This is a genomic window from Gottfriedia endophytica, from assembly GCF_017814275.1.
Lineage (GTDB): Bacteria > Bacillota > Bacilli > Bacillales > Bacillaceae_G > Gottfriedia > Gottfriedia endophytica.
The window spans coordinates 255942-282515 of the sequence record NZ_JAGIYQ010000001.1 but is presented as its reverse complement, the minus strand read 5'-3'; the positions used below and the strand labels follow the sequence as shown (position 1 = coordinate 282515).

At 34.5% G+C, this 26574-nt stretch carries 26 protein-coding genes and 1 other annotated feature; of the genes, 23 read left to right on the top strand and 3 right to left on the bottom strand.

The genetic code is table 11. The features are described 5' to 3' along the window. Positions 1 to 10 precede the first annotated feature (10 nt). The 4 genes from J5Y03_RS01355 to J5Y03_RS01340 all read left to right on the top strand — a co-directional run bounded on the left by J5Y03_RS01355 (position 11) and on the right by J5Y03_RS01340 (position 3729). A complete protein-coding gene (locus tag J5Y03_RS01355) occupies positions 11 to 523 on the top strand; it encodes an adenine phosphoribosyltransferase (RefSeq protein ID WP_209401633.1) in 513 nt (170 codons plus the stop codon). A gap of 265 nt (positions 524 to 788) precedes the next feature. Next, positions 789 to 2984 (top strand): RelA/SpoT family protein, encoded by a 2196-nt coding sequence (locus J5Y03_RS01350; protein WP_209401631.1) that lies wholly within the window; start codon positions 789 to 791, stop codon positions 2982 to 2984. Positions 2985 to 2993: 9 nt separating this feature from the next. Then, the gene (gene dtd, locus J5Y03_RS01345) at positions 2994 to 3431 is read left to right on the top strand and encodes a D-aminoacyl-tRNA deacylase (RefSeq protein ID WP_209401628.1); all 438 of its coding nucleotides are present in this window, start codon (positions 2994 to 2996) and stop codon (positions 3429 to 3431) included. A 118-nt stretch (positions 3432 to 3549) separates the two neighbouring features. Then, positions 3550 to 3729: a hypothetical protein gene (locus tag J5Y03_RS01340; protein ID WP_209401619.1), complete on the top strand. Its 180-nt coding sequence runs from the start codon at positions 3550 to 3552 to the stop codon at positions 3727 to 3729. 13 nt (positions 3730 to 3742) lie between these two features. On the opposite strand, the gene J5Y03_RS01335 is transcribed toward J5Y03_RS01340, so the two are convergent. Continuing rightward, positions 3743 to 4003 (bottom strand): hypothetical protein, encoded by a 261-nt coding sequence (locus J5Y03_RS01335; protein ID WP_209401617.1) that lies wholly within the window; start codon positions 4001 to 4003, stop codon positions 3743 to 3745. A gap of 453 nt (positions 4004 to 4456) precedes the next feature. Here J5Y03_RS01335 and J5Y03_RS01330 point away from each other — a divergent pair, with 453 nt between their 5' ends. From J5Y03_RS01330 to J5Y03_RS01315, 4 genes are all read left to right on the top strand, one after another. Continuing rightward, on the top strand, positions 4457 to 4630 hold the full coding sequence (locus J5Y03_RS01330) for a hypothetical protein (protein ID WP_209401615.1): 174 nt from the start codon (positions 4457 to 4459) through the stop codon (positions 4628 to 4630). Positions 4631 to 4699: 69 nt separating this feature from the next. Next, positions 4700 to 4927: a binding site (T-box leader), on the top strand. A gap of 64 nt (positions 4928 to 4991) precedes the next feature. Further along, positions 4992 to 6257, top strand: coding sequence for a histidine--tRNA ligase (gene hisS / locus J5Y03_RS01325; RefSeq protein WP_209401607.1), 1266 nt, complete (start codon positions 4992 to 4994; stop codon positions 6255 to 6257). Between the two features lie 18 nt (positions 6258 to 6275). Then, on the top strand, positions 6276 to 8045 hold the full coding sequence (gene aspS, locus J5Y03_RS01320) for an aspartate--tRNA ligase (protein ID WP_209401605.1): 1770 nt from the start codon (positions 6276 to 6278) through the stop codon (positions 8043 to 8045). 223 nt (positions 8046 to 8268) lie between these two features. Then, a complete protein-coding gene (locus J5Y03_RS01315) occupies positions 8269 to 9039 on the top strand; it encodes a tRNA threonylcarbamoyladenosine dehydratase (protein WP_209401603.1) in 771 nt (256 codons plus the stop codon). 123 nt (positions 9040 to 9162) lie between these two features. Here J5Y03_RS01315 and J5Y03_RS01310 read toward each other — a convergent pair whose 3' ends face one another. After that, on the bottom strand, positions 9163 to 9615 hold the full coding sequence (locus J5Y03_RS01310) for a Myb-like DNA-binding domain-containing protein (RefSeq protein ID WP_209401601.1): 453 nt from the start codon (positions 9613 to 9615) through the stop codon (positions 9163 to 9165). 139 nt (positions 9616 to 9754) lie between these two features. Here J5Y03_RS01310 and J5Y03_RS01305 point away from each other — a divergent pair, with 139 nt between their 5' ends. The 7 genes from J5Y03_RS01305 (at position 9755) to mnmA (ending at position 15527) form a co-directional block, all read left to right on the top strand. Beyond that, positions 9755 to 11041 (top strand): replication-associated recombination protein A, encoded by a 1287-nt coding sequence (locus tag J5Y03_RS01305; protein ID WP_209401598.1) that lies wholly within the window; start codon positions 9755 to 9757, stop codon positions 11039 to 11041. Positions 11042 to 11389: 348 nt separating this feature from the next. After that, a complete protein-coding gene (locus J5Y03_RS01300) occupies positions 11390 to 11623 on the top strand; it encodes a hypothetical protein (RefSeq protein ID WP_209401596.1) in 234 nt (77 codons plus the stop codon). 281 nt (positions 11624 to 11904) lie between these two features. Then, positions 11905 to 12237: a DUF4257 domain-containing protein gene (locus J5Y03_RS01295; RefSeq protein ID WP_209401594.1), complete on the top strand. Its 333-nt coding sequence runs from the start codon at positions 11905 to 11907 to the stop codon at positions 12235 to 12237. A 45-nt stretch (positions 12238 to 12282) separates the two neighbouring features. After that, positions 12283 to 12504, top strand: coding sequence for a hypothetical protein (locus tag J5Y03_RS01290; RefSeq protein WP_209401592.1), 222 nt, complete (start codon positions 12283 to 12285; stop codon positions 12502 to 12504). A gap of 267 nt (positions 12505 to 12771) precedes the next feature. Continuing rightward, entirely contained in the window at positions 12772 to 13188 is a 417-nt protein-coding gene (gene cymR / locus J5Y03_RS01285; protein ID WP_209401590.1) for a cysteine metabolism transcriptional regulator CymR, read from the top strand. A gap of 55 nt (positions 13189 to 13243) precedes the next feature. Then, complete coding sequence (locus J5Y03_RS01280) at positions 13244 to 14383, top strand: cysteine desulfurase family protein (protein ID WP_209401588.1); 1140 nt, start codon at positions 13244 to 13246, stop codon at positions 14381 to 14383. A 25-nt stretch (positions 14384 to 14408) separates the two neighbouring features. Then, the gene (mnmA, locus tag J5Y03_RS01275) at positions 14409 to 15527 is read left to right on the top strand and encodes a tRNA 2-thiouridine(34) synthase MnmA (RefSeq protein ID WP_209401586.1); all 1119 of its coding nucleotides are present in this window, start codon (positions 14409 to 14411) and stop codon (positions 15525 to 15527) included. A gap of 102 nt (positions 15528 to 15629) precedes the next feature. Here mnmA and J5Y03_RS01270 read toward each other — a convergent pair whose 3' ends face one another. Beyond that, entirely contained in the window at positions 15630 to 16763 is a 1134-nt protein-coding gene (locus J5Y03_RS01270; protein ID WP_209401584.1) for an MGDG synthase family glycosyltransferase, read from the bottom strand. Between the two features lie 239 nt (positions 16764 to 17002). Here J5Y03_RS01270 and J5Y03_RS01265 point away from each other — a divergent pair, with 239 nt between their 5' ends. The 8 genes from J5Y03_RS01265 to J5Y03_RS20165 all read left to right on the top strand — a co-directional run bounded on the left by J5Y03_RS01265 (position 17003) and on the right by J5Y03_RS20165 (position 25353). Beyond that, positions 17003 to 18403 carry an MFS transporter gene (locus J5Y03_RS01265; RefSeq protein ID WP_209401583.1) on the top strand — a complete coding sequence of 467 codons (1401 nt, stop codon included), beginning with the start codon at positions 17003 to 17005 and terminating at the stop codon, positions 18401 to 18403. 357 nt (positions 18404 to 18760) lie between these two features. Beyond that, a complete protein-coding gene (locus tag J5Y03_RS01260; RefSeq protein ID WP_209402222.1) occupies positions 18761 to 19090 on the top strand; it encodes a hypothetical protein in 330 nt (109 codons plus the stop codon). A 14-nt stretch (positions 19091 to 19104) separates the two neighbouring features. Next, positions 19105 to 19425, top strand: coding sequence for a spore coat protein (locus J5Y03_RS01255; RefSeq protein ID WP_209401581.1), 321 nt, complete (start codon positions 19105 to 19107; stop codon positions 19423 to 19425). Between the two features lie 541 nt (positions 19426 to 19966). After that, positions 19967 to 20614 carry a TetR/AcrR family transcriptional regulator gene (locus tag J5Y03_RS01250; RefSeq protein ID WP_209401573.1) on the top strand — a complete coding sequence of 216 codons (648 nt, stop codon included), beginning with the start codon at positions 19967 to 19969 and terminating at the stop codon, positions 20612 to 20614. 222 nt (positions 20615 to 20836) lie between these two features. After that, positions 20837 to 21619 carry a tyrosine-protein phosphatase gene (locus tag J5Y03_RS01245; RefSeq protein ID WP_209401571.1) on the top strand — a complete coding sequence of 261 codons (783 nt, stop codon included), beginning with the start codon at positions 20837 to 20839 and terminating at the stop codon, positions 21617 to 21619. A 109-nt stretch (positions 21620 to 21728) separates the two neighbouring features. Beyond that, positions 21729 to 23078, top strand: a complete 1350-nt coding sequence (locus J5Y03_RS01240; protein WP_209401569.1) for a glycoside-pentoside-hexuronide (GPH):cation symporter — start codon at positions 21729 to 21731, stop codon at positions 23076 to 23078. A 48-nt stretch (positions 23079 to 23126) separates the two neighbouring features. Continuing rightward, entirely contained in the window at positions 23127 to 24839 is a 1713-nt protein-coding gene (locus J5Y03_RS01235) for a glycoside hydrolase family 3 protein (protein ID WP_209401567.1), read from the top strand. A gap of 247 nt (positions 24840 to 25086) precedes the next feature. Then, the gene (locus tag J5Y03_RS20165; protein ID WP_209401564.1) at positions 25087 to 25353 is read left to right on the top strand and encodes a SemiSWEET family sugar transporter; all 267 of its coding nucleotides are present in this window, start codon (positions 25087 to 25089) and stop codon (positions 25351 to 25353) included. The last annotated feature ends 1221 nt before the right edge of the window (positions 25354 to 26574 follow it).

Genomic DNA, 26574 nt, shown 5'->3' with positions numbered 1-26574 from the left:
AAGTTAGTTAATGAATTTTAAAGATTATATTACAATTGTCCCAAATTGGCCAAAAGAAGGGGTTCAATTTAAAGATATTTCATCATTAATGATTGATGGAAAAGCGTATAAAGCTGCTACAGATGAAATCGTAAAATATGCGAAAGAAAAAGACATCGATTTAGTCGTTGGTCCTGAAGCTCGCGGATTTATTGTAGGATGTCCAATCTCTTACGCATTAGAAGTTGGATTTGCTCCAGTTCGTAAACCAGGTAAATTACCACGCGAAGTAATTTCATATGATTATGATTTAGAATATGGTAAGAATACACTTACAATGCATAAAGATGCGATTAAACCAGGTCAAAGAGTTTTAATTACAGATGACTTATTAGCAACTGGTGGAACGATTGAAGCAACAATTAAACTTGTTGAAGAATTAGGTGGAATCGTTGTAGGAATCGCATTCCTAATTGAACTATCTTATTTAGATGGTCGTAAAAAATTAGATGGTTATGATGTATTCACTTTAATGACATATTAATAATAAGGGATACGATCTCTATGAGCACTCTATGGAGTGCTCTTTTTTTCTTAAGAAATATATATGGAATAGTGTGGGTTAATTTATAAAATAATGGAATTTATGTTTTGCTTCAGTTGCTAATGACCAAAGCTCACATCTAGTAAAACATAGTTTCCTCATTTGATCCGATCGTGCAAAAAAAGTTGAAATAAGATGAATGATGCTTTACAAATGTAGAATTATTAAAGATAATAAAAGAAATTACTAGATGTAAGGTGAGTTTATGGCGAATGAGCAGGTGTTAACAGCTGAACAAGTTTTTGAACAAGCGTCACACTATTTAAAACAAGAAGATGTGGCGTTTATTAAACGTGCATATGAATATGCAAGAGATGCACATATTGACCAATTCCGTAAATCAGGAGAACCATATATTATCCATCCAGTTCAAGTGGCTGGAATTTTAGTTAGTCTAGAATTAGATGCAACTACAATAAGTGCTGGTTTTCTTCATGATGTTGTAGAAGATACAGATGTAACAAAAGAAGATTTAGAACAACAGTTTGGAAAAGAAGTTTCTATGTTAGTTGATGGTGTGACCAAACTAGGAAAAATTAAATATAAATCAAAAGAAGAGCAGCAAGCAGAAAATCATCGGAAAATGTTCATTGCAATGGCGCAAGATTTGCGTGTTATTTTAATTAAACTAGCCGACCGCCTACACAACATGAGAACGTTAAAACATTTACCTCAAGAAAAAAGAATTCGTATCGCAAACGAAACATTAGAAATTTTCGCTCCACTTGCTCACAGATTAGGGATTAGTAAAGTGAAATGGGAGTTAGAAGATACAGCTTTACGCTATTTAAATCCTCAACAGTATTACCGCATTGTTAATTTAATGAAAAGAAAACGTGCCGAACGTGAGCAATATTTAGAAGAAGTTATATCGGAAATTAAGAATCACTTGAATGAAGTTGATATTGAACCAGAAATTTCGGGTCGTCCAAAGCATATTTATAGCATTTATCATAAAATGTCTAAGCAAAATAAACAATTTAATGAAATTTACGATTTGCTTGCAATTCGTGTAATTGTAAATAGTATAAAAGATTGTTATGCAGTGCTTGGTGTAATCCATACTTGCTGGAAACCGATGCCGGGCCGTTTTAAAGATTATATAGCAATGCCAAAAGCTAATTTATATCAATCTCTTCATACAACCGTTATTGGACCAAAAGGTGATCCATTAGAAGTCCAAATTCGAACAAAAGAAATGCATCAAATTGCAGAATATGGAGTTGCAGCTCACTGGGCTTACAAAGAAGATAAATCAGTAACTTCAAATCAAAAATCACTTGAAAATCGTTTAAGTTGGTTTAGAGAAATTATTGAATGGCAAGATAATTCGTCCAATGCTGAAGAATTCATGGAATCAGTTAAAATGGATTTATTCTCTGATATGGTATTCGTGTTTACACCAAAAGGAGATGTATATGAACTTCCATTAGGTTCCGTACCGATCGATTTTGCCTACCGAATTCATTCGGAAATCGGTAATAAAACAATTGGTGCAAAAGTTAATGGGAAAATGGTGCCACTTGATTACACATTAAAAACAGGTGACATCGTTGAAATTATGACATCAAAACATTCATATGGTCCAAGTCAAGATTGGTTGAAATTAGCTCAATCTTCTCATGCGAAAAATAAAATCCGTCAATATTTTAAAAAGCAAAGACGCGAAGAAAATGTTGAAAAAGGAAAAGAGCTAGTTGAAAAAGAGATAAGAGGATTGGAATGTGATGTAAAGGAAGTTTGTACGAGTGATAATTTAAAACGTGTAGCTGAAAAGTACAACTTCTCTAATGCTGAAGACATGTTTGCTGCTGTTGGATATAACGGAATTACAGCAGCTCAAGTTGCTCATCGTTTAACAGATAAGTTCCGTAAAAAACCAGAGGTGGAACTAACTGAGCGATTAAAGGAACTTTCATCAGACTTTAAAAAATCACCTACTCGAAGAAAAGATGCGGGTATTCGAGTAAAAGGTGTAGATAATCTTCTTATTCGATTATCAAAATGCTGTAGTCCTGTTCCAGGTGATGATATAGTTGGATACATTACAAAAGGTAGAGGCGTATCTGTCCATCGCCGCGATTGTGGAAACATGCTGACTGATAGTGATGAAAATCGATTTGTAGAAGTTGAATGGGCAGAAAGTCCAACATTTGAACGGGAATATAATGTTGATATTGAAATTTTCGGTTTTGACCGCAGAGGCTTATTGAATGAAGTTTTATCAGTTGTTAATGAAACGAAAACAAATATTTCTGCTGTAACAGGTCGTAATGATCGAAACAAAATGGCAACCATTACAATGAGCCTAAGTATACGAAATATTAATCATTTACAAAAAGTAGTAGATAAAGTAAAACAAATTCCAGACATCTATTCGGTTAGACGTATTTTTCACTAGGAGGTCCCTATGCGTGTACTTTTACAACGTACGAAAGAAGCAAAAGTAGTAGTAGATGATAATGTTGTCGGGCAAATTCCAAAAGGATTGCTTCTTCTAGTAGGTATTACCCATAATGACACAATAGAAGATGTAAAATATTGCGCTGAAAAGGCAGCAAATCTTCGAATATTTGAAGATGAACAAGGCAAGATGAATCTATCATTAAAAGATATTGATGGAAAGATTCTGTCCGTTTCACAATTCACATTATATGGTGATGTCAAAAAAGGTAGACGCCCAAGCTTTAGTGAAGCAGCAAAACCAGATATTGCGAATGAATTATATGAACAATTCAATGCAATGCTTCGAGAAATGGGTTTTGAAGTTCAGACTGGAATTTTTGGAGCAGACATGGATGTAACCTTTACAAACTGGGGACCAGTAACCTTATTAATTGAAAGCTAAGAAGAATAGAACACTTTTTCTCGTAACGAGAAGGGTGTTCTTTTTTGTGGATTAATTTTGGAAACAGAAACAGTAGAGTAGAATAAACTATTCTAAAAGAATCGAGGTGGGGTGCTGTATGATACAAATCTTCTTTCTACTGTTAATTGCCATCTTACTTTTTTCACTTGTAAAAAAAACATTAAAATTCGTGTTATTTATTGTTTTAATGCTAATCATATTATTAGGAATAAAATACTATGTTGTAGAAACAATCATAGGATTAAAGCTCATGTCAATTAATGAAACCCTTTGGTAACTGAACGATTTTTTTAGGATATATCGAAATCATCTTTATAGTGTTTTTTCTGTTTATATAAGATAAAAGAATAGATAAAGAGAAGGATCGGTACAATGCAGATTAGTTTCAAAGTGTTATTTTTTATATAAAGATAGTAAGTAAATGGGATAGAAGCAAAACCACTTAATAAGATTAAAACAGGCTTTTTCCTCTTAACTCCTAAATAAAATAGCAATAATGTAAGAATAAGTAAAAACCAAAAGACAAATTCATGTAAAAGATTACTATGCATAGATAGCCCCCTTTTTTACATCACCTCAATGTTGTTTTGTTTTTCTTTTTGGCTCTTTTCTGTTTTTGAGATTTTTAATTTTAAAGACAGAAGTTGATTACAACGGAAGGTGCGAGACTCCTGTGGGAATAGCGGGAAGGCTGAGACCCCGCAGGAGCGTATGCGACGAGGAGGCTCAGCTCCCGCCCCACGGAAAGGGAGCGTCCTGGAGTTGTATTCAACTAACGCAATCTAAAATAGCAACAAAGTATACGTAAGCAGTCCTTCTTTTTTATATAATATGTTTTCTAATTGAGCTAAATAACTCACGTTTCCAATTTAAGAATGAAATGACATGTGATATTTTAATCTAAGGATTTGTACGTTAACATGGGATAAAAAATATTAAAATCCCCTTTTAAAATCTATATTTGGTGGAAATGCTAGATAGTAGATTATAAAGGGGGCTTCAACATGAGAATAAACCATCGAAATAGTTTAGGTGCTTCAAGAAAAGGAGTACTTAATATGGATTTTCATGAATTTCAAGCAAGAGAACAAGAAAATACCTCAATAGAATTAGCGAGCGAATTTGGTTTATCAATGAGAGAAGTAAGAGAATTAAAAAAACAATTAGAGCGTTCATAAATTTTTTATTTTTAATTATTGACAATTTGAATATAGATACGTAAGATATGATATAACATTACATACCGAAAATAATCTGTGATGGAGAAAAGTAAATTAAGTACACTTGTATAGAGAGGAAATGCCGTGGCTGAGAGCATTTCTACAAGAAAATTAATTGAAAGACACTCCTGAGATTTTATTCTGAAAACATTTGTTAGTAAGGATAAGCGTAATCGGCGTTAACGATGAAAGTGGAAGAAATCTTTATTTCTTCAATTAGGGTGGCACCACGGGCTTATAACTCTCGTCCCTACTGTTATTTCAGTAGGTATGAGGGTTTTTTTGTTTCTATTTTTTTAGTTTTTAGGAGGAGTTATTAATGGCTATAAACATTCCAAGAGGTACGCAAGACATCTTACCTGGTACAGTTGAAAAATGGCAATTTATTGAGAAAACAGCAAGAGACTTATGTCAACGATACAATTATAAAGAAATTCGTACACCAATTTTTGAACATACAGAGTTATTTCTTCGTGGAGTAGGAGATACAACTGATATCGTTCAAAAGGAAATGTATAGCTTTACTGATAGAGGAGATCGTAATTTAACACTTCGTCCTGAGGGAACGGCTTCAATCGCACGTTCTTACGTAGAAAACAAAATGTATGGTGATAGCAATCAACCAACAAAATTATACTATTCAGGTCCGATGTTCAGGTACGAGCGTCCACAAGCAGGTCGATATCGTCAATTCGTACAATTTGGCGTAGAAGCTTTAGGAAGTAATGATCCAGCTGTAGATGCTGAAGTAATTGCACTTGCAATGGATTTATATAAAGGTCTAGGACTAAAAAATGTAAAGCTTGTTCTAAATAGTTTAGGCGATTCAGAAAGCCGTAAAGCTCATAGAGATGCTCTTGTAAATCATTTTACACCAGTAGTAGATGAGTTATGTGGTGATTGTAAATCTCGTTTAGAATCAAATCCGTTACGTATTTTAGATTGTAAAAAAGATCATAATCACCCAGCTATGAAAACTGCACCTTCTATCCTAGAATACTTAAACGAAGAATCTCAAATTTTCTTTGCAAATGTACAAAAGTATTTAACAGCAATGAAAATTCCGTTTGTGATTGATGCGAATCTAGTTCGAGGATTAGATTATTATAATCACACAGTATTTGAAATCATGTTAGAGGGAGAAGGCTTTGGTTCAATCACAACGCTGAGCGGTGGTGGTCGTTATAACGGTCTAGTTGAAGATCTTGGTGGACCAAATACACCAGCTATCGGTTTTGCTTTAAGTATTGAGCGTCTGATATTAGCATTAGATTCACAAAATATCACTCTTCCAATTGATAATGAAATTGATTGTTTCTTCATTGCATTAGGTGAAGAGGCAAAAGTAGAAGTAACATCTCTGTTATATCAATTACGTAAAACTGGTTTAAAAGGTGAAAAAGATTACCAAGACCGTAAATTAAAAGCTCAATTCAAAGCAGCTGATCGTCTAAACGCGAGATATGTGGCGGTTTTAGGAGAAGAAGAATTACAACGTCAAGTGATTAACTTGAAAAATCAAGAAACTGGGGAACAAGAAGAAGTCGCAATAGATATCTTCGTAAAATATTTATCATCTAAATAATCTTAGGGGGAACTGAAGATGGAGCAACGTACGCATTTATGTGGTGAATTAAGAGAAAAGCATATTGGTGAAAGTGTTACATTAAAAGGTTGGGTTCAAAAACGTCGTGATTTAGGTGGACTTATTTTTATTGATTTACGTGACCGTTCTGGTTTAGTGCAAGTAGTTTTTAACCCAGAAGTATCACAAGATGCATTAGCGATTGCTGAGACAGTTCGTAACGAATACATCCTTCATGTAGTAGGAACAGTTGTATCTCGCGGGGAAGGGACAGTTAATAAAAATTTAGCAACTGGAGCGATTGAGATTCAAGTTGAAAAGCTAGAGCTAATCAATAAAGCAAAAAACCCTCCATTTGCAATTGAAAATAATACAGAAGTTGCTGAAGAACTTCGTTTAAAATATCGTTATTTAGACTTACGTCGCCCAGTAATGTACGACACATTCAAGCTACGTTCAAAAATAACAAAATCGGTTCGTGACTTTTTAGATGGAGAAGACTTCCTTGAAGTTGAAACGCCAATTTTAACAAAAAGTACGCCTGAAGGGGCACGTGACTATTTAGTACCAAGTCGTGTACACCCTGGTGAATTTTATGCATTACCACAGTCACCACAAATTTTTAAACAGTTATTAATGGTGAGTGGGTTTGAGCGTTATTTCCAAATCGCACGTTGCTTCCGTGATGAAGACCTGCGAGCTGACCGCCAACCAGAATTTACGCAAATAGACATTGAAACGAGCTTCTTATCTCAAGAAGAAATCATGGAAATGACTGAGCGTATGATCGTGAAAATGATGAAAGAAACAAAAGATATTGACGTAACAACGCCTCTTCCACGAATGAGTTATGATGAATCAATGAGTCGTTACGGATCAGACAAACCAGATACTCGTTTTGGCTTAGAATTAATTGATGTTTCATCATTTGCGAAAGAATCTAACTTTAAAGTCTTTACTTCTGCTGTAGAGAACGGTGGACAAGTAAAATGTTTAAATGTAAAAGGGCAAGCAGGAAGCTACTCTCGTAAAGATATTGACGGCTTACAAGAATATGCTGGTCGATATGGTGCAAAAGGTCTTGCATGGTTAAAATTTGAAGAAGATGGCATTAAAGGTCCAATTGCAAAGTTCTTCAGTGAAGAAGAATTAGCAACATTAACAACAGCAGTTGAAGGTGAAGTTGGGGACTTAATTTTATTCGTTGCTTCAGATAAATCTGTTGTAGCAGATAGCTTAGGAGCTCTTCGCTTAAAACTTGGTAAAGATTTAGGATTAATCGACCAATCTAAATTCAACTTCTTATGGGTTACTGACTGGCCACTATTTGAATACGATGCAGAGTTAGGACGTTATTTTGCAGCACATCATCCATTTACATCACCTGTTCGTGAAGATATTCCAAAATTGGATACTGACCCAGGTAGAGTAAAAGCACAAGCATATGACTTAGTATTAAATGGTTATGAGCTTGGTGGCGGATCTGTTCGTATTTATGAGCGTGATGTTCAAGAAAAAATGTTCAAATGTCTTGGGTTCTCAGATGAAGAAGCAAAAGCACAATTTGGCTTCTTAATGGAAGCTTTTGAATATGGAACACCTCCTCATGGTGGTATTGCATTAGGTTTAGACCGAATTGTTATGTTACTAGCAGGACGTACAAATCTGCGTGACACAATTGCATTCCCGAAAACTGCAAGTGCAAGCTGCTTGTTAACAAATGCACCAAGTCCGGTTGCAGAAGCACAGCTTGACGAGCTTTCATTAAAAACAACTGTAGAAGAATAAAAAGGTGGTTAAGGCACTGAGTTGATTGGAAAGACTAAGGTCAATCCGAACTGAAGTGCCTTAGCTTTTTTTATTTTGGCTCGTTTCTAAAAGGTTGTTATTTTTTTAAAATATTTTGTTTAAGAAAACAGCCTTTATATTTCAAATTTCACTTGTAGGAATGACTTTTCGTAAGGTATATTTATATCATTGTAAACTGATTATTTTAGTAGGAGTTGAAGATATGCTACACCAGTTTTCACGTAATGAGCTTGCGTTTGGTAAAGCAGGATTAGAAAGATTACAAAATAGTACGGTTGCTGTACTAGGAATTGGCGGGGTAGGTTCATTTGCCGCAGAAGCATTAGCACGTTCAGGCGTAGGTAGATTAATTTTAGTTGATAAAGATGTAATTGATATTACAAATGTAAATAGACAAATACATGCCCTTCTTTCAACAGTAGGACAACCAAAAGTTGAAATGATGAAACAACGTATCATGGACATTAACCCAGAATGTGAAGTGATCACACACCAAATGTTCTATAATGAAGAAACAAATGAGAAATTTTTTGAAATTCCATTGGATTTTGTAGTAGACGCATCGGACACAATTACATTCAAAATTCAGCTAATTAGAGAATGTCGTAAACGTAAGATTCCATTGATTTCAAGTATGGGTGCTGCAAACAAAATGGATCCAACACGCTTTAAAGTTGCAGACATTTCAAAAACAACTCACGATCCAATTGCAAAGGTTATTCGTACAAAGCTTCGAAAAGAAGGCATTCAAAAAGGTGTTAACGTTGTTTTTTCAGATGAAAGTCCAATTGTCATTCGTGAAGACATTCGTAAGGAAATTGTTCCAGATGAAAACACGAAAATTCGTAAAGCAAAAATGCCACCTTCATCAAATGCATTCGTTCCTTCAGTTGCTGGATTAATTTGTGCTAGTCATGTTGTAAGAGAATTAATTAAAGATATTGAGATTACACGTGTTGGAAATGAAGGTTAAAAAATTACTCTCTCATTTATTGAGAGAGCAATTTTTTTATTATTTTACTTTTCCTCGATCCAATCTCCTATTTTCTTTTCAATCCATCTACTAAAAATTTGGCTTGATTTCCCTTAAACAGATTTATTTTTCGTTATATGTATTCACAAAAGGACCTTCCAAAAATAAATCTTTTGTTTCCTTGATTTTGCTTAAAGCTAATTGATATCGTTCTTTTATTCCTTCATTTTCTTTTTCTAAGCTTGCAAAGAAGCAACGTAATTTATGATTCTTTTGTTCATAATAATCATTTGTTTTATACTTTTTTAAATAAGAAATGACATCTTCCAATGTAAATGATTGGTCATGGCTAGTGGTTGATTGAGGGATTTGTATAGTTTCATTCTTTATTACAGTTTCTTTTGCTTTTAACCTTTCTATTTTTAAATATCTTGCTCGACAAGCAGAGGAAGAACGGTTCAATATATTTGCCACAACATCAAAGGCTTCTTTTTTTGTTTTCTTTTTATGTAAATAGCTCTCTACCATTTCAGTTAGAATATTTTCTTCTTCATTTGTCCATTTTGATTTGCTCATATATACTCCTCCCTATTACATAAGTAATTTTCCTTTTAAATCTAGCGTATCCAATCAATAAAAATAAATGAGGTATATGAAATAATTCGTCAAATCGTATACAATTATGAGTAAATGATCCTTTATTGGAGGGGAAAAAATGAACGGTGAACCATTAGCTTATCGAATGAGACCAAGAACGGTTGATGAAATAATTGGACAGGAACAAATAATAGGGAAAGAAACGGGTTTATACCGATTAATACAAAGCGGCCGTGTACCATCGATGTTACTTCATGGTGAGCCTGGTATTGGGAAAACGTCGTTCGCTTATGCAATAGCTGGAACCGTGGATAAACGATTCGTGACAGTTAATGCAACGACTTCAGGTAAAAAAGAGTTAGAAGACATAGTGCATGAAGCAAAAATGTTCGGTGAAATTATTCTATTTGCTGATGAAATTCATCGTTGGTCCAAGCTACAACAAGACTATTTGTTATCTTATGTAGAAAGTGGTTTTATTACCCTGATTGGGGCAACTACTGAGAATCCGTACCACGATGTAAATTCTGCAATCCGCAGTCGATGTAATCAAATTATCAAACTTCAGCCTTTACAACCAAAAAATATTTATCAGTTATTAGATCGTGCATTGCGTGATGAAGAACGAGGATTGGGAGAATTTCCAATTCAAATTTCAGAAGAACAACTTCTAAAGATTGCTCATGGTGTAAATGGTGATGCAAGGTCCTCCTTAAATTTACTTGAATCGATTGTATTTGGTTCTTCTAAAGATTCGGACGGTACAATTCTTGTTGATGATCAGATTATTGAAGAGTTTCTAAAAAGTAAAGGATTTAATCATGATAAAAACGGTGATTATCATTATGATACACTCTCTGGTTTTCAAAAAAGTATAAGAGGTAGTGATGTAAATGCGGCTCTCTATTATTTGGCCCGTTTAATTGAGGCAGGAGATTTACCGAGTATATGCCGTAGATTAATGGTTATTGCATATGAGGACATTGGGTTAGCAGGAGAACCGTGGAAAACAATTCTAGCATGTGATGCAGCTAAACAAGTTGGATTTCCTGAGGCTAGAATAATACTCTCTCATGCAGTCGTAGAACTGTGTCTCGCTTCAAAATCAAATTCAACTTACTTAGCAATTGACCGAGCATTAGCAGATGTGAGAAGTGGAAATTTCGATGATATTCCAGCTCACTTAAAAGATAGTCATTATATGGGAGCAAAAGAGATGGGGCATGGAATTAACTATAAATATCCTCATGACTATCCACTAGGTAGCTTTGGAGGTTGGGTGAATCAACAATATTTACCAGACCGTTTAGTTGACCGAAAATATTACAAACCAAAAGATGCCGGAAACGAAAAGCGAATAGGGGCTATATACGAAAAGCTTCAAGGTTTTAAAAAAGGGAAATAAGGAAAACAGTTAAATTGTTGAGAGAAATGGTTGTGTAACTGAGGAACGGCCGGAAAAATGACAAAATGGCCGAATAACAGTGAGGACACGGCCTGATAAATGACGAAATGGACAAATAACTGATTTTAATAGAAACTCTTTTTTAAGGAAAAATTAAGAATTCTTTTGTAAAGTAAAATATGAAGAGAATCTTCTTTATAGTATACCTCCTTGTGTTTAAGCAGACCGAGTTCATGTAGATGAATTTCGGTCTGCTTTTTATTTGGAACCAAAAAAATAAAAGGTAAAGATCCTCTATTATTGAATATAAATTATGAGAAATAATAATTATTTTTATGGAGGTGCTATATGAAAATGAATCTTATTGTGTTTTCCCCAATTCTATTAATAATAATTTGGTTAATAATTCATGTATCGATAAAAGGTAGAAGTGGATTGAAACTTTTAATTATGGGTATTCAATTTACCTTATTTGGAATAGGATTGCTCTTACTACATGATTCGGTTAGTAATTCACTTGGATTAAGTTCTATGTTTTTAGGATTGATCGTATCATTAATTGGATTAATAAAGAAAGATTAAATAAAAATGATAGAATTTTATTAGTTGAAACCATGTTAGAAACTTGTAGAAAAAGAAAGATTTTTCGCTATAAAATAGGTAATAATTTCCAACTGGAAATTTCAAATCTAGTACTCAATATTCAATTTTTGTAATAATTATAAGAATTTTTTGATAATTTATTTTTTCGCAATTATAATATAGAAACAGCTCCTTTATTGCTGGTTATCATCTAAACTTATTCATCGTTCATATCCTTCTTGATATAAGGACTGTAATGTTCAAGGAAAGGAGGGCCATATATGGTCAAGCTGTATTTGATTGCAGTTTGTATTGGCGGTGTGACTGGTTTGATTTTTCATATTCTTTTTAATAAGGGTACCATCATGTTACCGGCAAAACGAAAAAAAGGCTTCTTTTTAGGATTTCTTGCCGATATATTATTTGGTTCTACAGGAGCAGCTTTGTTTGTCTCTCTTTTTATTCCTGAAAGTATGATTGGTAATTTGCGTACTGTAATTGGTTATTGCATACTTGCTGGCCTATCCTCACAAAGTTTCCTCTTAAGTCGTGCACTGAGTACTGAACGTGAGCGCGTATCATCACTTCACAACATTTCGAAACAAATTGTCTAATGGACTCCGCCTATATGCGGTAGTAATCTTGAAGGAGGCGTGAATTTGAATACGTTGCTCACAGAGAAGGAAAAAGCAACCTATCTAAGATTGCTTAAAGAGTTAATGGATGCTAGTACAGAATGTGAAATCAAAAAGATTGAAATAGAGATTTTGTGTTTGATTAATACAGCAAAAAATAGGACAAATCCTTTTTGTGATCTAGATGAACAAGCAGCAACAATCTATTACAACGGGGTTGGATTAATATTAAGACCGCAATTATAATGTCTTTCTACTTTAGCACTTATTTCAGTTTATCTAAAAGTTGGACTTGTTCTATCTTATCTGTTTACATGAAACTATCCTTGAATTTTTAGGATAGTTTCTTTTTTTGATATAAATACAATATGAATAAAGAATATCTTGAAACTATTCAAAATGATGGATAAAAGATTGATGAGTTGACCAATTAACTAGTTACAATTTTTTTTTGATTTGTCGACTAGTTCTGTATAAAATAGAAGTATTGCTACTTTGAACGGAGGAAAAGGAATGAAAATTTCAACAAAAGGTCGTTATGGATTAACGGTTATGATTGAACTAGCAAAACGTTATTGTGATAAGCCAATATCGTTAAAGAGTATCGCTAATGCTCAAAATTTATCAGAGCATTATTTAGAACAAATTATATCGTTATTACGTAATGCTGGTCTTGTTAAGAGTATCAGAGGAGCGTATGGTGGATATATTTTAGTTAGAGAACCATCTGAAATTTCAGCGGGAGAAGTCATTCTTGCATTAGAAGGACCGATTACACCAATTGAGAATATAGAAGATGAAAGTAAGGCACAACGTGAGCTTTGGACAAGAGTTCAACAAGCAGTGAATGATGTGTTAGATCACACTTCTTTAGAAGACTTGGCGAAATTAGAAACAGATGATATGGATGGCTATATGTTTTATATTTAATAATAATGTGCTCTTTGTTAAAAGAGCTATGTTAGTAGAAGGGAACTAGGCAGTAATGGAAAGAATTTATGTTGATCACGCGGCTACCTCTCCAATGCATCCTATGGTAATTGACGCAATGATACATGAAATGAATGAAACGTTTGGTAATCCATCAAGCATTCATTTCTTTGGAAGACAAGCCCGTCAAAAGATCGATGAATCACGTAGAATTTGTTCAGAGAGTATTGGTGCAAAGGTAAATGAAATCATCTTTACAAGTGGTGGTACGGAAAGCGATAATTTAGCTTTGCGCGGTGTAGCTTTTTCGAATAAACAAAAAGGAAAGCATATTATTACAACAATGATTGAGCATCATGCTATATTAAATACTTGTAAAGTATTAGAAAAAGAGGGCTTTGAAGTTACGTATCTTCCAGTTGATGAAAGTGGCAGAATCTCAATTGAAGATGTGAAGAAAGCACTTCGTGATGATACGATACTTGTTTCAATTATGATGGTTAATAATGAGGTTGGAACAGTTCAACCAATTAAAGAAATTGGTGATTTATTAAAAGATCATCAAGCTTATTTTCATACAGATGCAGTCCAAGCGTATGGTTTACTTCCAATTAATGTTTATGAAATGGGAATTGACTTAATGTCTGTTTCTTCTCACAAAATTAACGGGCCAAAAGGAGTAGGCTTTTTATTCGCAAAAGAATCAGTTGTTTTCTCTCCTCAAGTTTTTGGTGGTGAACAGGAACGTAAACGCCGTGCAGGAACGGAAAATGTACCTGGTATCGTAGGATTTGCGACTGCAATTCAAATTATTAAGCAAGAACGTGAAGAGCGCTCTACAAGCTATTTAGCATATCGTACTTTACTTATGGATGAGCTTAGTAACGAACAAATTGAATTTGAAATGAATGGAAATAGCACATATTTAGCCCCACATGTGATAAATTTATCATTTAAGGGTATTTCAATTGAGTCCTTTCTGGTTAACTTAGATCTAAGTGGTATAGCAGCGTCAAGTGGATCTGCTTGTACAGCAGGTAGTATTGATCCATCACATGTTCTAGTTGCTATGTTTGGAAAAGGATCTGAAAAATTACGTTCTTCAGTTCGTTTTAGTTTTGGATTAGGGAACACAGAGGAACAGATTAAAGAATTGGCAATACGTGTAGCGACAATTGTACGTCGTTTAAAATAAATCTTAATTTTAATGAGGTGAAACCATGAGCGGAAAATTACCAAAAGATACGCGAGTTGTTGTAGGTATGTCTGGTGGGGTGGATTCATCTGTTGCAGCTTATTTGTTAAAACAACAAGGATATGATGTGATAGGAATCTTCATGAAAAACTGGGACGATACCGATCAATTCGGTGTATGTACTGCTACAGAAGATTATGAGGATGTCATTGCGGTTTGTAATCAAATCGGCATCCCATATTACGCAGTAAATTTTGAAAAACAATATTGGGATAAAGTGTTTACGTACTTTTTAGATGAGTATAAAAAAGGACGTACGCCAAATCCTGATGTAATGTGTAACAAAGAAATTAAATTTAAAGCATTCTTAGAACATGCATTAACACTTGGAGCGGATTACTTAGCAACTGGTCATTATGCAGGTGTAGAATTCCGTGATGGTGATTTTAAAATGCTTCGCGGGATTGACGCGAATAAGGATCAAACTTATTTCTTAAATCAACTTGGACAAGATCAATTATCTAAAGTAATGTTTCCATTAGGTCAATATACAAAACCTGAAATTCGTAAAATCGCAGAAGAAGCAGGTCTTGCAACTGCAAAGAAAAAAGATAGCACTGGAATTTGTTTTATTGGAGAACGCAATTTCAAAGAATTTCTAAGTAATTACTTACCAGCACAGCCTGGAGAAATGCAAACAATGGCTGGTGAAATGAAAGGAAAGCATGATGGATTGATGTATTATACAATCGGTCAACGTCATGGCTTAGGGATTGGTGGAAATGGTGATCCATGGTTTGTTGTAGGGAAAAATCTTGAGAAAAACATTTTATTTGTAGAACAAGGCTTCCACAACGAATTACTGTATAGTAATGAAGTATTTGCTACAGATATTAGCTGGACAACTGCTGAGCCAAAAGAAGGAACTTTTACATGTACAGCTAAATTTAGATACCGTCAAGAAGATAATGAAGTTACTGTTCATGTTTTAGAAGACAATACAGTAAAAATTATGTGCCATGAAAAAATACGTGCAATTACGCCAGGACAAGCCGTAGTATTTTACGATGGTGATGTCTGCTTAGGCGGAGGAACGATTGATCGTGTATATAAAAACGGTGAAGAATTAAATTATTTAAGATAATAAAATGAAAATAGGCTAGGTAAGCCATTCTATCTTCCGTTTGAAAAATGGAGATAGGTTGGCTTACCAGCCTCTTTTTATTCTGTAAAAGACCGATTCGGATTAAATTGCCATTTCATTTTCATTTTCAAAAACATCTAAAAGTATCGAGACAATGATGTCCACGACGTATGGATCTTGAAACATTCTTTGAGCCTTCTTAATTTCTTTTAATTGTGATGAATCATTTTGAAGTAGTAGATTAATCGTTTCTTTTAATTCCACTGGATTTTTACAAACAACACCTAAATTATGCTTTTCTGCAAAAGATGGATTTCCTTCTTCTTGGCCAGGTAATGCACCAGTTATAACAAGAGGTGTATTGCTAGCAACAGATTCCATCATGACATTGGGACTTCCTCGGGTAAAAGCAATATCAGATGAAAACATTAATTCTTGAATGGCATCTGTAAAACCTAATATTGTAACTCGGTCACTATAATTTTTCATTAAGGATTGCTCAAGTTTTTCCTTTAATGTTACATTGCGTCCTGCGACAATTTTTATATGACAATCAAAATTTTGAAGTAAGGTCTGAGCAATTTTTTCCATATTTCCGGCACCTTCTCCACCACCCATAAGTAAACACTCTATTGGACTACTTGGGTCTTTGTTCGTTAGATAAGAGGGATTCTCTGAATCTTTATAAAATCTTGATCGAACAGGAAAGCCAGTTATTTTAATATTGTTTTCTGGTACACCATATTGAATGCAAATTTCTTTTGCTTCTTTAGTTGGACTGATAACATAGTCTGCTCTTGGATCTGCCCAAAGTGGGGATATGCTAACTAAATCAGCGATTAACGTAATAAATGGGATTTTATAACCGTGTTTATCCAGTATGTCTAAAATGCTTCCATTAAAATTTGGATGTACAGTTAAAATAATATCAGGTTTTACTTCATCTAAAAGTTTCACAAAATTAGTTTCTATTTTCCATCGAATTAATGAATTGATAAAAGAAGGTTTTTGAGCAGAGAAATCAAATATCGCTTTCCACAGAAATTCTGAGTGCCTTGTAATAGGGCCATATGATTTACCTATTTTTGCTAGTAATGTTCCTCCTAAAGAAAAACCATCGACAACATGTATACTTAAATTTTCTTCTATTTCTAATTTTTCTTTTAATGCTTCTGTAATACTTTTGTGACCATGACCTGTAAAGTCAGAAGAAATAATTAATAGTTTTTTCGGCACGATGTCCCCTCGCATTTCATCAAAATTATGTGTGAGATTATTTTAATGTTGTTGTTCTTATTGTAGATGAAAGAGGACGAAACAACAAATAATTATTTGAAAATTTAGCGAATTATAATAAATAACTTACAAAAATTTAATATTATTAATGATATGATAGATAAAGTTCAAGGATTTTTACTAAAAGAATGAGATTTGGTAGACTATAAATTAAAAAGTAAGTGAGGGGCTAAGATTTAGTGCAAGTAAAAACAATTTATACGATTTGTGTTTTAGTTTGTTTAGCAGCTTTTGAACATATTGTAGTAGGTCTGTTCCCACCATTATTTTCAATCATTTCGAGTGACTTAAACATAAGTATCTCGCAAATGGGGTTCGTATCAGGAATAACGATAATTGTAACATCCTTTTCTGCTGTTTTATGGGGAGCGATAGGAGGAAAGTTTAATTCAAAGGTTTTATTAATAATAGGTACTGGAATCTGGGTTTTATCAGTTTTTGCAACATCGTATGTACAAAGTTTTTCACAAATGTTACTTTGTCAATTCTTTACGGGTATTGGATTAGGATGTATTTCATCAATCGGATTTAGTGTGTTAACAGATAGTATTTCCGTGGAGCGTAGAGGGATGATTCTGAGCTTTTGGGGAATGTCTCAAGGTTTTGGAGGAATCATCGGGGCAATTGTTGCATCAATTATTGGAACTTCAATCAGTTGGAGAACACCATTCTTTATCTTAGGAGTAATTGGCCTCGTATTGTTGATTTGTTATTTATTTATAGAAGTACCTAGTGTAGGAAAGACAGAGCCTGAATTAAAACCTCTATTAGACAAAGGTGGAATTTACGAGCATAAATTTACATTTTCACAGATTAAAGAGGTTGGTCTTAAAAAGAGTAATGTATTTTTATTTTTACAGGCATTATTCCTCAATATTACAATTGGAAGTTTAATTTGGATACCTACATTGTACATATCAAAAATAGAAGGTTTAGGATTCCCTTCAAAAACTGCAATTATTGCAGCGAGTTTTCTTTATGGTATTTTTCAAATAGGAGGATTAACATCTACTTATTTTGGTTACATAGGTGATAAAATTCAAAGAAAAACATTAAAGGGTAGAGCGATTTTTACAGGCTGTGTACTTTTTCTAATGATTCCTTTTTATTTTTTGTTATTTAGTTTACCGATGAAAAATTTAGAATTACCTGCAAATCATGATTCAATTTTGATTTTATTGATGCTACTGAAACAAATTTTTTTCAATCACTGGATGTTTATATTGCTAGTAATATCATTTGTTGCATCTGCTGTGCAGTCTGCAAATACACCAAATTGGTTAGCGTTAATTACGGATGTGAATTTACCTGAACATCGCGGAGTTGTATTCAGTATAGGTAATTTAATGAGCAGTATAGGTAGAACAATTGGAAATATTGGAGTAGGTTTATTATTACCATTATTTTCAAGTTATTTAAACCAACAACAAAGTTATATCTATACTCTATCTTCGTTACTTTTGTTTATCATCCCGGCTTCATTATGCTATTTATTCATGGCGAAACGAAATGTTGAAGATATTAAGGATGTTAAATACATACTTTCTGAACGTGTAAAAAAACTTAAAGCAAATGAGTGAATGCTGTTTCCTTAAACTGAGAAACAGCTTTTTTGATTGCATTTTATATCTTTTTTAGGCTCTTTTTAAAGATTGTTGCTTTTCGGTTTTATAATTTATAAGACAGAAGTTGATTGGAACGGAAGGGTGCTCGACTCCTGTGGGAGATGCGGGAAGGCTGAGACCCCGCAGGAGCGTATGCGACGAGGAGGCTCAGCTCACGCCCCTAGGAAAGCGAGCATCCTGGAGTGGAAATCTACACATACTGAAATAGCAACAATGTATACGAAAACAGTCTATTTTTATTTCTTAAATTTAATTGATTTGTGTATCGTTTTAAAATAGCTAGGGATAATAAAATTGAAAAGGAGGGTATTTATGAAACCATTAACAGGTAAAGAATTGGAGTACATAGTAGATTCTTTGTCAAATGAAGACTTATTAATTAAACAGTGTATCAATGCTTTTATCCACACAAACAATCCATTAGTTAAACAAGAGGTTAGTAAATTAACGACAAGTTTACAACAACACAATCAAAAATTAATGGGTCTTTTATCGCAGCACTTGGACATTGCGCCAAAAACTTTAGAAGAAGCTCAAGCTTTATCAACTCAACAACAACAACAAATGCAACCACATATCCAGCAGTTTAATCAACAAAACATGCAGCCATATAACCAACAGTTTAATCAACATAGACAATAAAAAGGAGGTAGAACATGGTACAATCTGTTTTGCAAGACGAAGATTTACTATATATTGTTTTGGCGGATTTAAAAAGAGTTGGCCGTGAATATACGACAGCTACAACTGAATCAAATTGTGAAACTGTTAGAAGTGTATTTCAAGATTTAACTATGGATACTTTAAAACTCCAAGGAGAGCTATATCAGTTCATGGCACAGTATGGTATGTATGATACTTCTTCTCCAACAGTGTATCCTGAGATCCAAAGCCAAATAACTACTTGTACAGATACGCAACAAAAGACTAATCAATTACTAAGCCAGAATATGAATATGAATAATACATTCCATTAATCAAAATTGAATGTAAAAAATATGCAACCTTTGTCCGTAACCTTGGGCTAAGGTTGTTTTTATTTTTTATTTTAGTATGCATGAGTTGATTAAAACCCCAGGATGCTCCCTTTCCGTGGGGCGAGAGCTGAGCTTCCTCGGCAAGCTTGCGGGGGATCAGCCTACCCGGTCTTAGTGGTTGGATATTAGCGAGAAATAACGAAATAAGTGAATAAGTAAAATAGTCAGATAAACAGTCCAACACTATATTTGTTTTGAAATTCATATTGAATATAAAGAAGGTCTGTAACAGCAGACCTTCTTTATTGTGCTAAATGGCAGTTGAACAACGATGGGCTGCTTCGGTAGTCCACTTTTTATTTTGCTAACTAGCGGTATAGCTTCTATGCTTCTGTAGTGAAAAATAAAAGCACCACATACTATACACGTTGGACATTAATGGCAGCTTAAAAAGTACATCGATTAAGTTCAGTTAACTACTAGTTAATACAATTTAAACATGATAAAATGTCTAGGAGTTTAGAGTTAGGGGGGGAATTAAATGAATCAGCAGTGGAAAGAGCAATTAGAGAAGCACAGAAATAATCGTAAAGAAGAAATCCTTACTGCAGCTCAGCAATTATTTCTTGAAAAAGGATTAGGAGTTGTAAAGTTAAACGATATCGTAAAGCAGTGTGGGATTAGCAAGGTTACCTTTTATAAATATTATAAATCAATAGATGAAGTCATTTTTGCAGTACAAATGAAAATACTTGAGGAGTTTATTGAAAAGGATAAAAATTGGATGACAAAAGGGAAAAACGGATGGGAAAAAATGGAGTATGTTCTCCGAATTCAAATTGAGACTTTAAAAACTGATAAAGCTTCAATAAGTTTCATTGGTTTATTTGATATGCATTATCGTGACCATTACCCCACTCCTGAATTGGAAAATGCATTTTTAGATTTATTAAAAAAAGGTCGGGCACACTTTAAAAACATACTCTTAGAAGGCATTCAGGATGGATCAATTCGAAATGATATTGAATTGAGGACTCTGCAATTTACAATTAGCAATATAACGAGTGCGACAATTCAACGTATGGCTTTAAGAGGAAAAATTTTAAAATACGATCAAGGTATTGATCCAGACTTGATACTTGAACAGATGGTTAATATGATCTTAACATACATAAAACCAATGAAATAAATAAAAAAGGGTGTTGTCTTTAAAAGAGATGGCATCCTTTTTTTTTGAAAGATTTACAATTCATTAACAAGATAAATACACTTAATTAAAAAAGGGTAACTATAATTTAAATTGTATTTACTAGTGGTAAACACACAATTATACTATGTAAGTGTTTTGGAGGGGACGATCAACCAAAAAGGAAACATTATCAAAATTTAATCAACTGGAGGAGAACTGGGGATGAATATAAAAGATAAGCAAACGTTAGAAAGTCGTACTAATTTTAGACCTATTGCGGGTTATAGAACAAAGGATGGACGAAAAATAATTGAGAACCGACTTTTTCGTTCAGGAGAACTAGCTCAATTGAATAGTGAGGATCTTCATTTTGTCCAATCTATTGGGCTAAGTTACATTATAGATTTTCGTTCTAAACAAGAAATAGAAGCTAAACCGAACCCGATTATTAAAAATACTAAGTACGTCAATATACAAGCTATAGGGGGATCCATGAATCAAGATGAAATGATGGTTGCCCTTAAGAAAATTTTAGAATCTGGTCAATCAGGAGGTTTTTTAGAAAACGTCAACCGTAATTTTATAAGGGATACTACCTCTAAGAAAGCTTTTAGACAATTTATAGATTTGGCAATTGAGGCTGATGGGCGCCCATTTCTTTGGCATTGTACGGCTGGTAAAGATCGAACTGGCTTTGCTGCAGCTGTTTTACTAATAATACTTGAAGTACCAATGGAGCAAATTTTTGAGGACTATTTGCAAAGTAATAACAATCGAATCGAAGAGAACAAAAAAATACTGGAAATAATGAATACGATGTTTCCAAATAAAGATGAATTTGATTATCTCAAGGAATCTATGTCCGTAAAATCATCCTATCTTAAAGCAGCATTGGACGAAGCCGAAAATAGCTATGGCTCAATTGAAACCTATCTAAAAGAAGGACTAGGTGTAACAGCAGATATACGTTCACGTTTACAGCAACTTTACTTGGAAGAGGTGTGAAATCCTGGCCTCAAAGAAACGTATCAAAAAAGTATAAAAAATAAAAAACAGCAGTAGATCAATTGGATTTAGCTAACATCAGTTTAAATACGATTATGAGGTGGCAAAAATGAAGGTTTCTACAAAAACAGTTCTTTCTTACGGGCTAGGGAGTCTTGGGTCGAATTTGATTTGGGGATTAATGCTTGGTTATTTAATGCTTTTTTATACCGATTACTTTGGGATTTCGGCAGCTGCTGTAGGGACATTATTTCTTGTAGCACGAATATGGGATGCTTTAATGGATCCTATTATGGGCGTCATTGTAGATAATACAAAGTCCAGATGGGGAAAGTTTAGACCGTATCTTCTGATTGCCCCGGTTATTATGGCCGGTCTTACGGTTCTTTGCTTTTTACAGCCTAATGTCAGTCCCGAAACCAAGATTATTTACGCATATGTAACGTATATCATGTGGGGAATGAGCTACTCTGTGGTAGATGTTCCGTATTGGTCTATGACAGCTGCTATCACAGACGATCCAAAGGAACGGACAAAAGTGGTGATGGTGCCCCGGGTAATGGCAATTATCGGTGGATTAGTTGTAAGTGTCTTTACCTTACCGCTTGTTAAAGCATCTAACAGTTGGTTCCTTGTCAGCTTGATCTATGCAGTATTATGTGTCGTCTTCTTTTGGACTACATTTTTCAACGTAAAAGAACAAGTAACAATAACACGAAATGAAAAGTTTACGCTTAGAGATGCTTTTCGCGTCATCAAATTGAACCAGCCGCTTCTGATGTTATTGTTGACAATGTTATTGGAAGATACCATTACAAAATTCAAAGGTGCTTTCGGTATCTACTATTTCAAATATTATTTACATGCAGAAAATCTTTTCCCTCTATTTTCTTTGGTTAACATAGTGCCAATATTAATAGGAGCCATGTTTATACCGATGATGTCGAAGCGCTTTGGGAAAAAGAAAACGACTATCATCGGACTTGTTGGTTCCGGTGTGTCGGGAATTGCTTTATTCTTTGTAGGTAATAGTATGGTTCCATTCTTTATTCTATCTATTCTAGGTTCTTTGTTTTTTGGGATAGCGACGATTACGATGAGTGCTATGATTGCCGATTGTGTGGAATACGGCGAATGGAAAACTGGAAAACGGGCAGAGGGAACGGTATTTGCAACTAACACCTTCCGCTCTAAATTCGCAGGGGCGATTGGGGGAGGAATAGGAGCATATATGCTTTCTGGTATTGGTTATATCCCTAATCAAACTCAAGCAGGTTCAACGATGGTGTGGATGCAGCTATTATATACGATTATTCCAGGAATCTTGTTACTAATCTCTGTTGTGCCGCTCATTAAATATCAGTTAACAGAAAAGACTTATGAGAAGATTTTAACTGAAATCAAAATAAAACGGGAAAATAATCTCACTAAAGCTAAGACTTTGACTAATGTTCAGTGAAAATTTTCATTAAATAACAATTTATAAAAGAGATAGGAGAGGAATACAATGATGAATTTAAAAGGAAATCCATTTTATTTAACAGATCAAGATATTGCATGGGTGAACAAAACCTTATCCTCTATGACTACTGAAGAAAAAGTCGGACAACTTTTCTGCCTTCATGGCACGTTTAAGGACAAAGAGCTTTTAAAAGAAACTTTAGATACATATAAGCCCGGTGGATTTATGTTTAGACCGGATAAGGGGGAGACGATTCAGGATATTCATCGTTTCTTGCAAGAGCAATCCGCTATTCCTCTACTTCTTGCGGCAAACCTAGAGGCCGGAGGAAATGGCATTGCATTGGATGGAACAGTATTTGCTAATCCCATGCAGGTAGCAGCAACAGGAAACACAGAAATAGCATATAAGTTAGGGGAGATTGCAGCTAAAGAGGGCAGTGCTGTCGGCTGTAACTGGTCTTTTGCACCTGTAGTAGATATTGATGTAAACTTTCGAAATCCTATTACTAATATTCGTACCTTTGGTTCAGATGTCTCCACAATTATAAAAATGAGCAAAGAGTATGTACAAGCCTTGCAAGAAAACGGACTAGCGGCATCTGTTAAGCATTTTCCAGGAGACGGTGTGGATGAAAGAGATCACCATCTAGTGACTTCAGTTAACTCTCTCACTGTAGAGGAGTGGGATCGTACTTATGGTATTATTTTTAAGGAATTAATTAAGGCAGGTACAAAAACGATTATGCCTGGACATATTATGCTCCCTCATTATTCCAGAAAGCTTCGTCCTGATATTAAGGAAGAAGAAATCATGCCGGCTACTCTATCTAAAGAACTGCTACAGGATTTACTAAGAGAACAACTGCAATTTAATGGTGTTATTGTCTCTGACTCTACCATGATGGCTGGGTTCGCAATGGCTAAAAGTAGAGAAGAAGCAGTTCCTTTAACAATCGAAGCGGGCTGTGATGTTTTCCTCTTTAACCGAGATATACAAGAGGACTTTGAATTCATGATGAAGGGCCTTGAAAACGGACTGTTGACGATGGAAAGAGTAGAGGAAGCAGCAACGAGAGTGTTGGCCTTAAAAGCATCTCTTGGTCTTAATAAAAAAGAAGCCGCTGCGCTAATTCCGAGAGAAGAAGAGCTTAAGGTACTCGGCTGTCAAGAACATAAGCAGTGGGCATCCATTGCAGCAGATGAATCCATTACCCTGGTAAAAGATACAAAACAATTACTGCCTATATCCACTAATCAATATAGAAGAGTTTTGTTAATTCCTATAGAAAACATAAATTCTCAGTTAAAAGCAGAAGGTTTCTACTCAAATTCCTACACTGAGAGCTTTGCAGATAAGTTACGAAAAAATGGGTTTGAGGTGGTTCTCTTTGATCCAAATCAAAACTTTGGAGCATCATTTATGGCTCCTACTTACACAATAAAAGAACAATATGACCTTGTTATTTATTTGGCGAACATTTCTTCCGGTATGCTAAAGCCTAATTTGCGGCTGCATTGGTCGCCGATGCTTGCGGGTGACTTACCATGGTTCATTCAGGAAGTTCCTACTATTTTTATTTCTTTGGGCAACCCATATCATTTATTCGATATCCCGAGAGTCCCAGTTATGATTAACTGTTATCACGCAAACGAAAACATTATTGATTATCTTTATAAGAAGTTAACGGGGGAATCCGAATTTAAAGGAAAGAGCCCGATAGATCCGTTTTGTGGATGTTGGGATACACGGTTTTAACTAATAATGTATTATTTGTAATGTTAGTTATTTCACCTGAGTATGTGTCTTTCCGCGAAATATGTACGCTACTCCTAGTTATAAATGCTATTGCAACACATGATTTAGTTACATTGCTTCTTAGCCACCAAATCTACCCGCCTGTACAACTTGTAACAGGCGGATTTAATTTCAGTTGTAAAAATAGGCTGAAAAGCAGGTGATTAAGAGTCCACTATAACAATAGAATCACAGTAGGAGGAATTTTATGACTATTACATTATTAGGAGTGATTGCTGGCATACTTACCAGCTGTTCTTTTATACCTCAAGCATACAAAGTCATTAAAACAAAAAGGACTCATGATATATCGATACCCATGTATTGTTTGTGTACGTTAGGGGTATTTTTCTGGATTATTTATGGACTGATGATTAAAGATATTGCCGTACTTCTAACGAATATTGTGACATTTGTACCGACTGTTATCATCCTGATACTGACATTAAAATTTCGTGTTCACAAAAATTCTTGATATCTGAAATATGTATTCATTACCCACGAAAAAATTTCTTTGGTTTGTATGGAACTATTCTTAATTTCTAATACTTCCCTAAAAAGCTTAAATTACCTATAGATACATTAAGTTATAATCCATTAAATCTTGTCTTATCATTGTGTTTTATAACGATTATTACTGGATTAATAGGATTTGTAGGAGCTTTTACCTTGAGAAGTAAAATAAGAAGCGTATTTACTTTAATAATATCAGTAGGTTTATCGATATTATCGCAATAGTACTTACTTTAGGAAATTTATTTCAGTTCACTTAAATAATTCATGATATTCTTATTGAACTAAACGCATACGATAGTTCTACAACAAAGAGAGGATGATCATTAATTGATCATCCTCTCTTTTAATAAATGGCAGGTTAGAGCAATAATCCAAAAAAGCATCTGTGCAATGAGCTAAGGAGCTCAAACACGGAGAAAATGGTTTAGTGCATTTAGTAGACCCTGTGGGTCCTCCTCCGGTATGAGGTGACCGCACGGTAGCGAGTATCCCGCATTATTAGCTGCATACTTTCTCCATAGATTAAGAACGTCAAATAATTGTCCGACAGTTCCCTTTTGTCCCCATAGGACGAGTAGAGGTTGTTTCGCCTTTAGTCCGTTTTGCCCTTTTACCGCTGCGAAAAAGCTGCCCGAATCATCTGGGGGAATAAATGAGGAGGTCATATTGTCATCACCTTTCTTGATGGCGACGAAACCATTTTGTATTGAATAAAAGGAGTTTCCAATGTATAAGATTCTTCCCATGTTGATCATTTCTTATCAACATTCTATTCCTTTACATTTTCTGCAGAAACCAAGAATGGGTTAGAGACAACTGCCTGATCATTCTATAAATTCGTTATTAGGCTACAATTGGTACGTTAGCTCAATAAACCCGCTTTTCGCTAAGGAGGGTTTATTATGGTTAAATATCAACATTTTACTTTAATATAAATACAGAAGTTGATTACAATGTAAGGTGCGCGACTCCTGTGGGAATAGCGGGAAGAGTGATACCCCGAAGGCTTGCCGAGGAGGCTAGCTCACGCCACGCGGAAAGGGAGCAACCTGGAGTTGTAATCAACTAACGCATTCTAAAATAGCAACAAATTTTACGAAAACAACCTAAAAAAATTTAGATAAACTTTTACTAAATACATTCTTAAAGAAAGTTAAATCATGGATTTTCACCTTCCTTA

What these genes read in the sequence shown, in the direction of transcription:
- J5Y03_RS01355 (WP_209401633.1), top strand. Translation starts at nt 11, where the DNA reads ATGAATTTTAAAGATTATATTACAATTGTCCCAAATTGGCCAAAAGAA.
- J5Y03_RS01350 (WP_209401631.1), top strand. Translation starts at nt 789, where the DNA reads ATGGCGAATGAGCAGGTGTTAACAGCTGAACAAGTTTTTGAACAAGCG.
- dtd (WP_209401628.1), top strand. Translation starts at nt 2,994, where the DNA reads ATGCGTGTACTTTTACAACGTACGAAAGAAGCAAAAGTAGTAGTAGAT.
- J5Y03_RS01340 (WP_209401619.1), top strand. Translation starts at nt 3,550, where the DNA reads ATGATACAAATCTTCTTTCTACTGTTAATTGCCATCTTACTTTTTTCA.
- J5Y03_RS01335 (WP_209401617.1), bottom strand. Translation starts at nt 4,003, where the DNA reads ATGCATAGTAATCTTTTACATGAATTTGTCTTTTGGTTTTTACTTATT.
- J5Y03_RS01330 (WP_209401615.1), top strand. Translation starts at nt 4,457, where the DNA reads ATGAGAATAAACCATCGAAATAGTTTAGGTGCTTCAAGAAAAGGAGTA.
- hisS (WP_209401607.1), top strand. Translation starts at nt 4,992, where the DNA reads ATGGCTATAAACATTCCAAGAGGTACGCAAGACATCTTACCTGGTACA.
- aspS (WP_209401605.1), top strand. Translation starts at nt 6,276, where the DNA reads ATGGAGCAACGTACGCATTTATGTGGTGAATTAAGAGAAAAGCATATT.
- J5Y03_RS01315 (WP_209401603.1), top strand. Translation starts at nt 8,269, where the DNA reads ATGCTACACCAGTTTTCACGTAATGAGCTTGCGTTTGGTAAAGCAGGA.
- J5Y03_RS01310 (WP_209401601.1), bottom strand. Translation starts at nt 9,615, where the DNA reads ATGAGCAAATCAAAATGGACAAATGAAGAAGAAAATATTCTAACTGAA.
- J5Y03_RS01305 (WP_209401598.1), top strand. Translation starts at nt 9,755, where the DNA reads ATGAACGGTGAACCATTAGCTTATCGAATGAGACCAAGAACGGTTGAT.
- J5Y03_RS01300 (WP_209401596.1), top strand. Translation starts at nt 11,390, where the DNA reads ATGAAAATGAATCTTATTGTGTTTTCCCCAATTCTATTAATAATAATT.
- J5Y03_RS01295 (WP_209401594.1), top strand. Translation starts at nt 11,905, where the DNA reads ATGGTCAAGCTGTATTTGATTGCAGTTTGTATTGGCGGTGTGACTGGT.
- cymR (WP_209401590.1), top strand. Translation starts at nt 12,772, where the DNA reads ATGAAAATTTCAACAAAAGGTCGTTATGGATTAACGGTTATGATTGAA.
- J5Y03_RS01280 (WP_209401588.1), top strand. Translation starts at nt 13,244, where the DNA reads ATGGAAAGAATTTATGTTGATCACGCGGCTACCTCTCCAATGCATCCT.
- mnmA (WP_209401586.1), top strand. Translation starts at nt 14,409, where the DNA reads ATGAGCGGAAAATTACCAAAAGATACGCGAGTTGTTGTAGGTATGTCT.
- J5Y03_RS01260 (WP_209402222.1), top strand. Translation starts at nt 18,761, where the DNA reads ATGAAACCATTAACAGGTAAAGAATTGGAGTACATAGTAGATTCTTTG.
- J5Y03_RS01255 (WP_209401581.1), top strand. Translation starts at nt 19,105, where the DNA reads ATGGTACAATCTGTTTTGCAAGACGAAGATTTACTATATATTGTTTTG.
- J5Y03_RS01250 (WP_209401573.1), top strand. Translation starts at nt 19,967, where the DNA reads ATGAATCAGCAGTGGAAAGAGCAATTAGAGAAGCACAGAAATAATCGT.
- J5Y03_RS01245 (WP_209401571.1), top strand. Translation starts at nt 20,837, where the DNA reads ATGAATATAAAAGATAAGCAAACGTTAGAAAGTCGTACTAATTTTAGA.
- J5Y03_RS01240 (WP_209401569.1), top strand. Translation starts at nt 21,729, where the DNA reads ATGAAGGTTTCTACAAAAACAGTTCTTTCTTACGGGCTAGGGAGTCTT.
- J5Y03_RS01235 (WP_209401567.1), top strand. Translation starts at nt 23,127, where the DNA reads ATGATGAATTTAAAAGGAAATCCATTTTATTTAACAGATCAAGATATT.
- J5Y03_RS20165 (WP_209401564.1), top strand. Translation starts at nt 25,087, where the DNA reads ATGACTATTACATTATTAGGAGTGATTGCTGGCATACTTACCAGCTGT.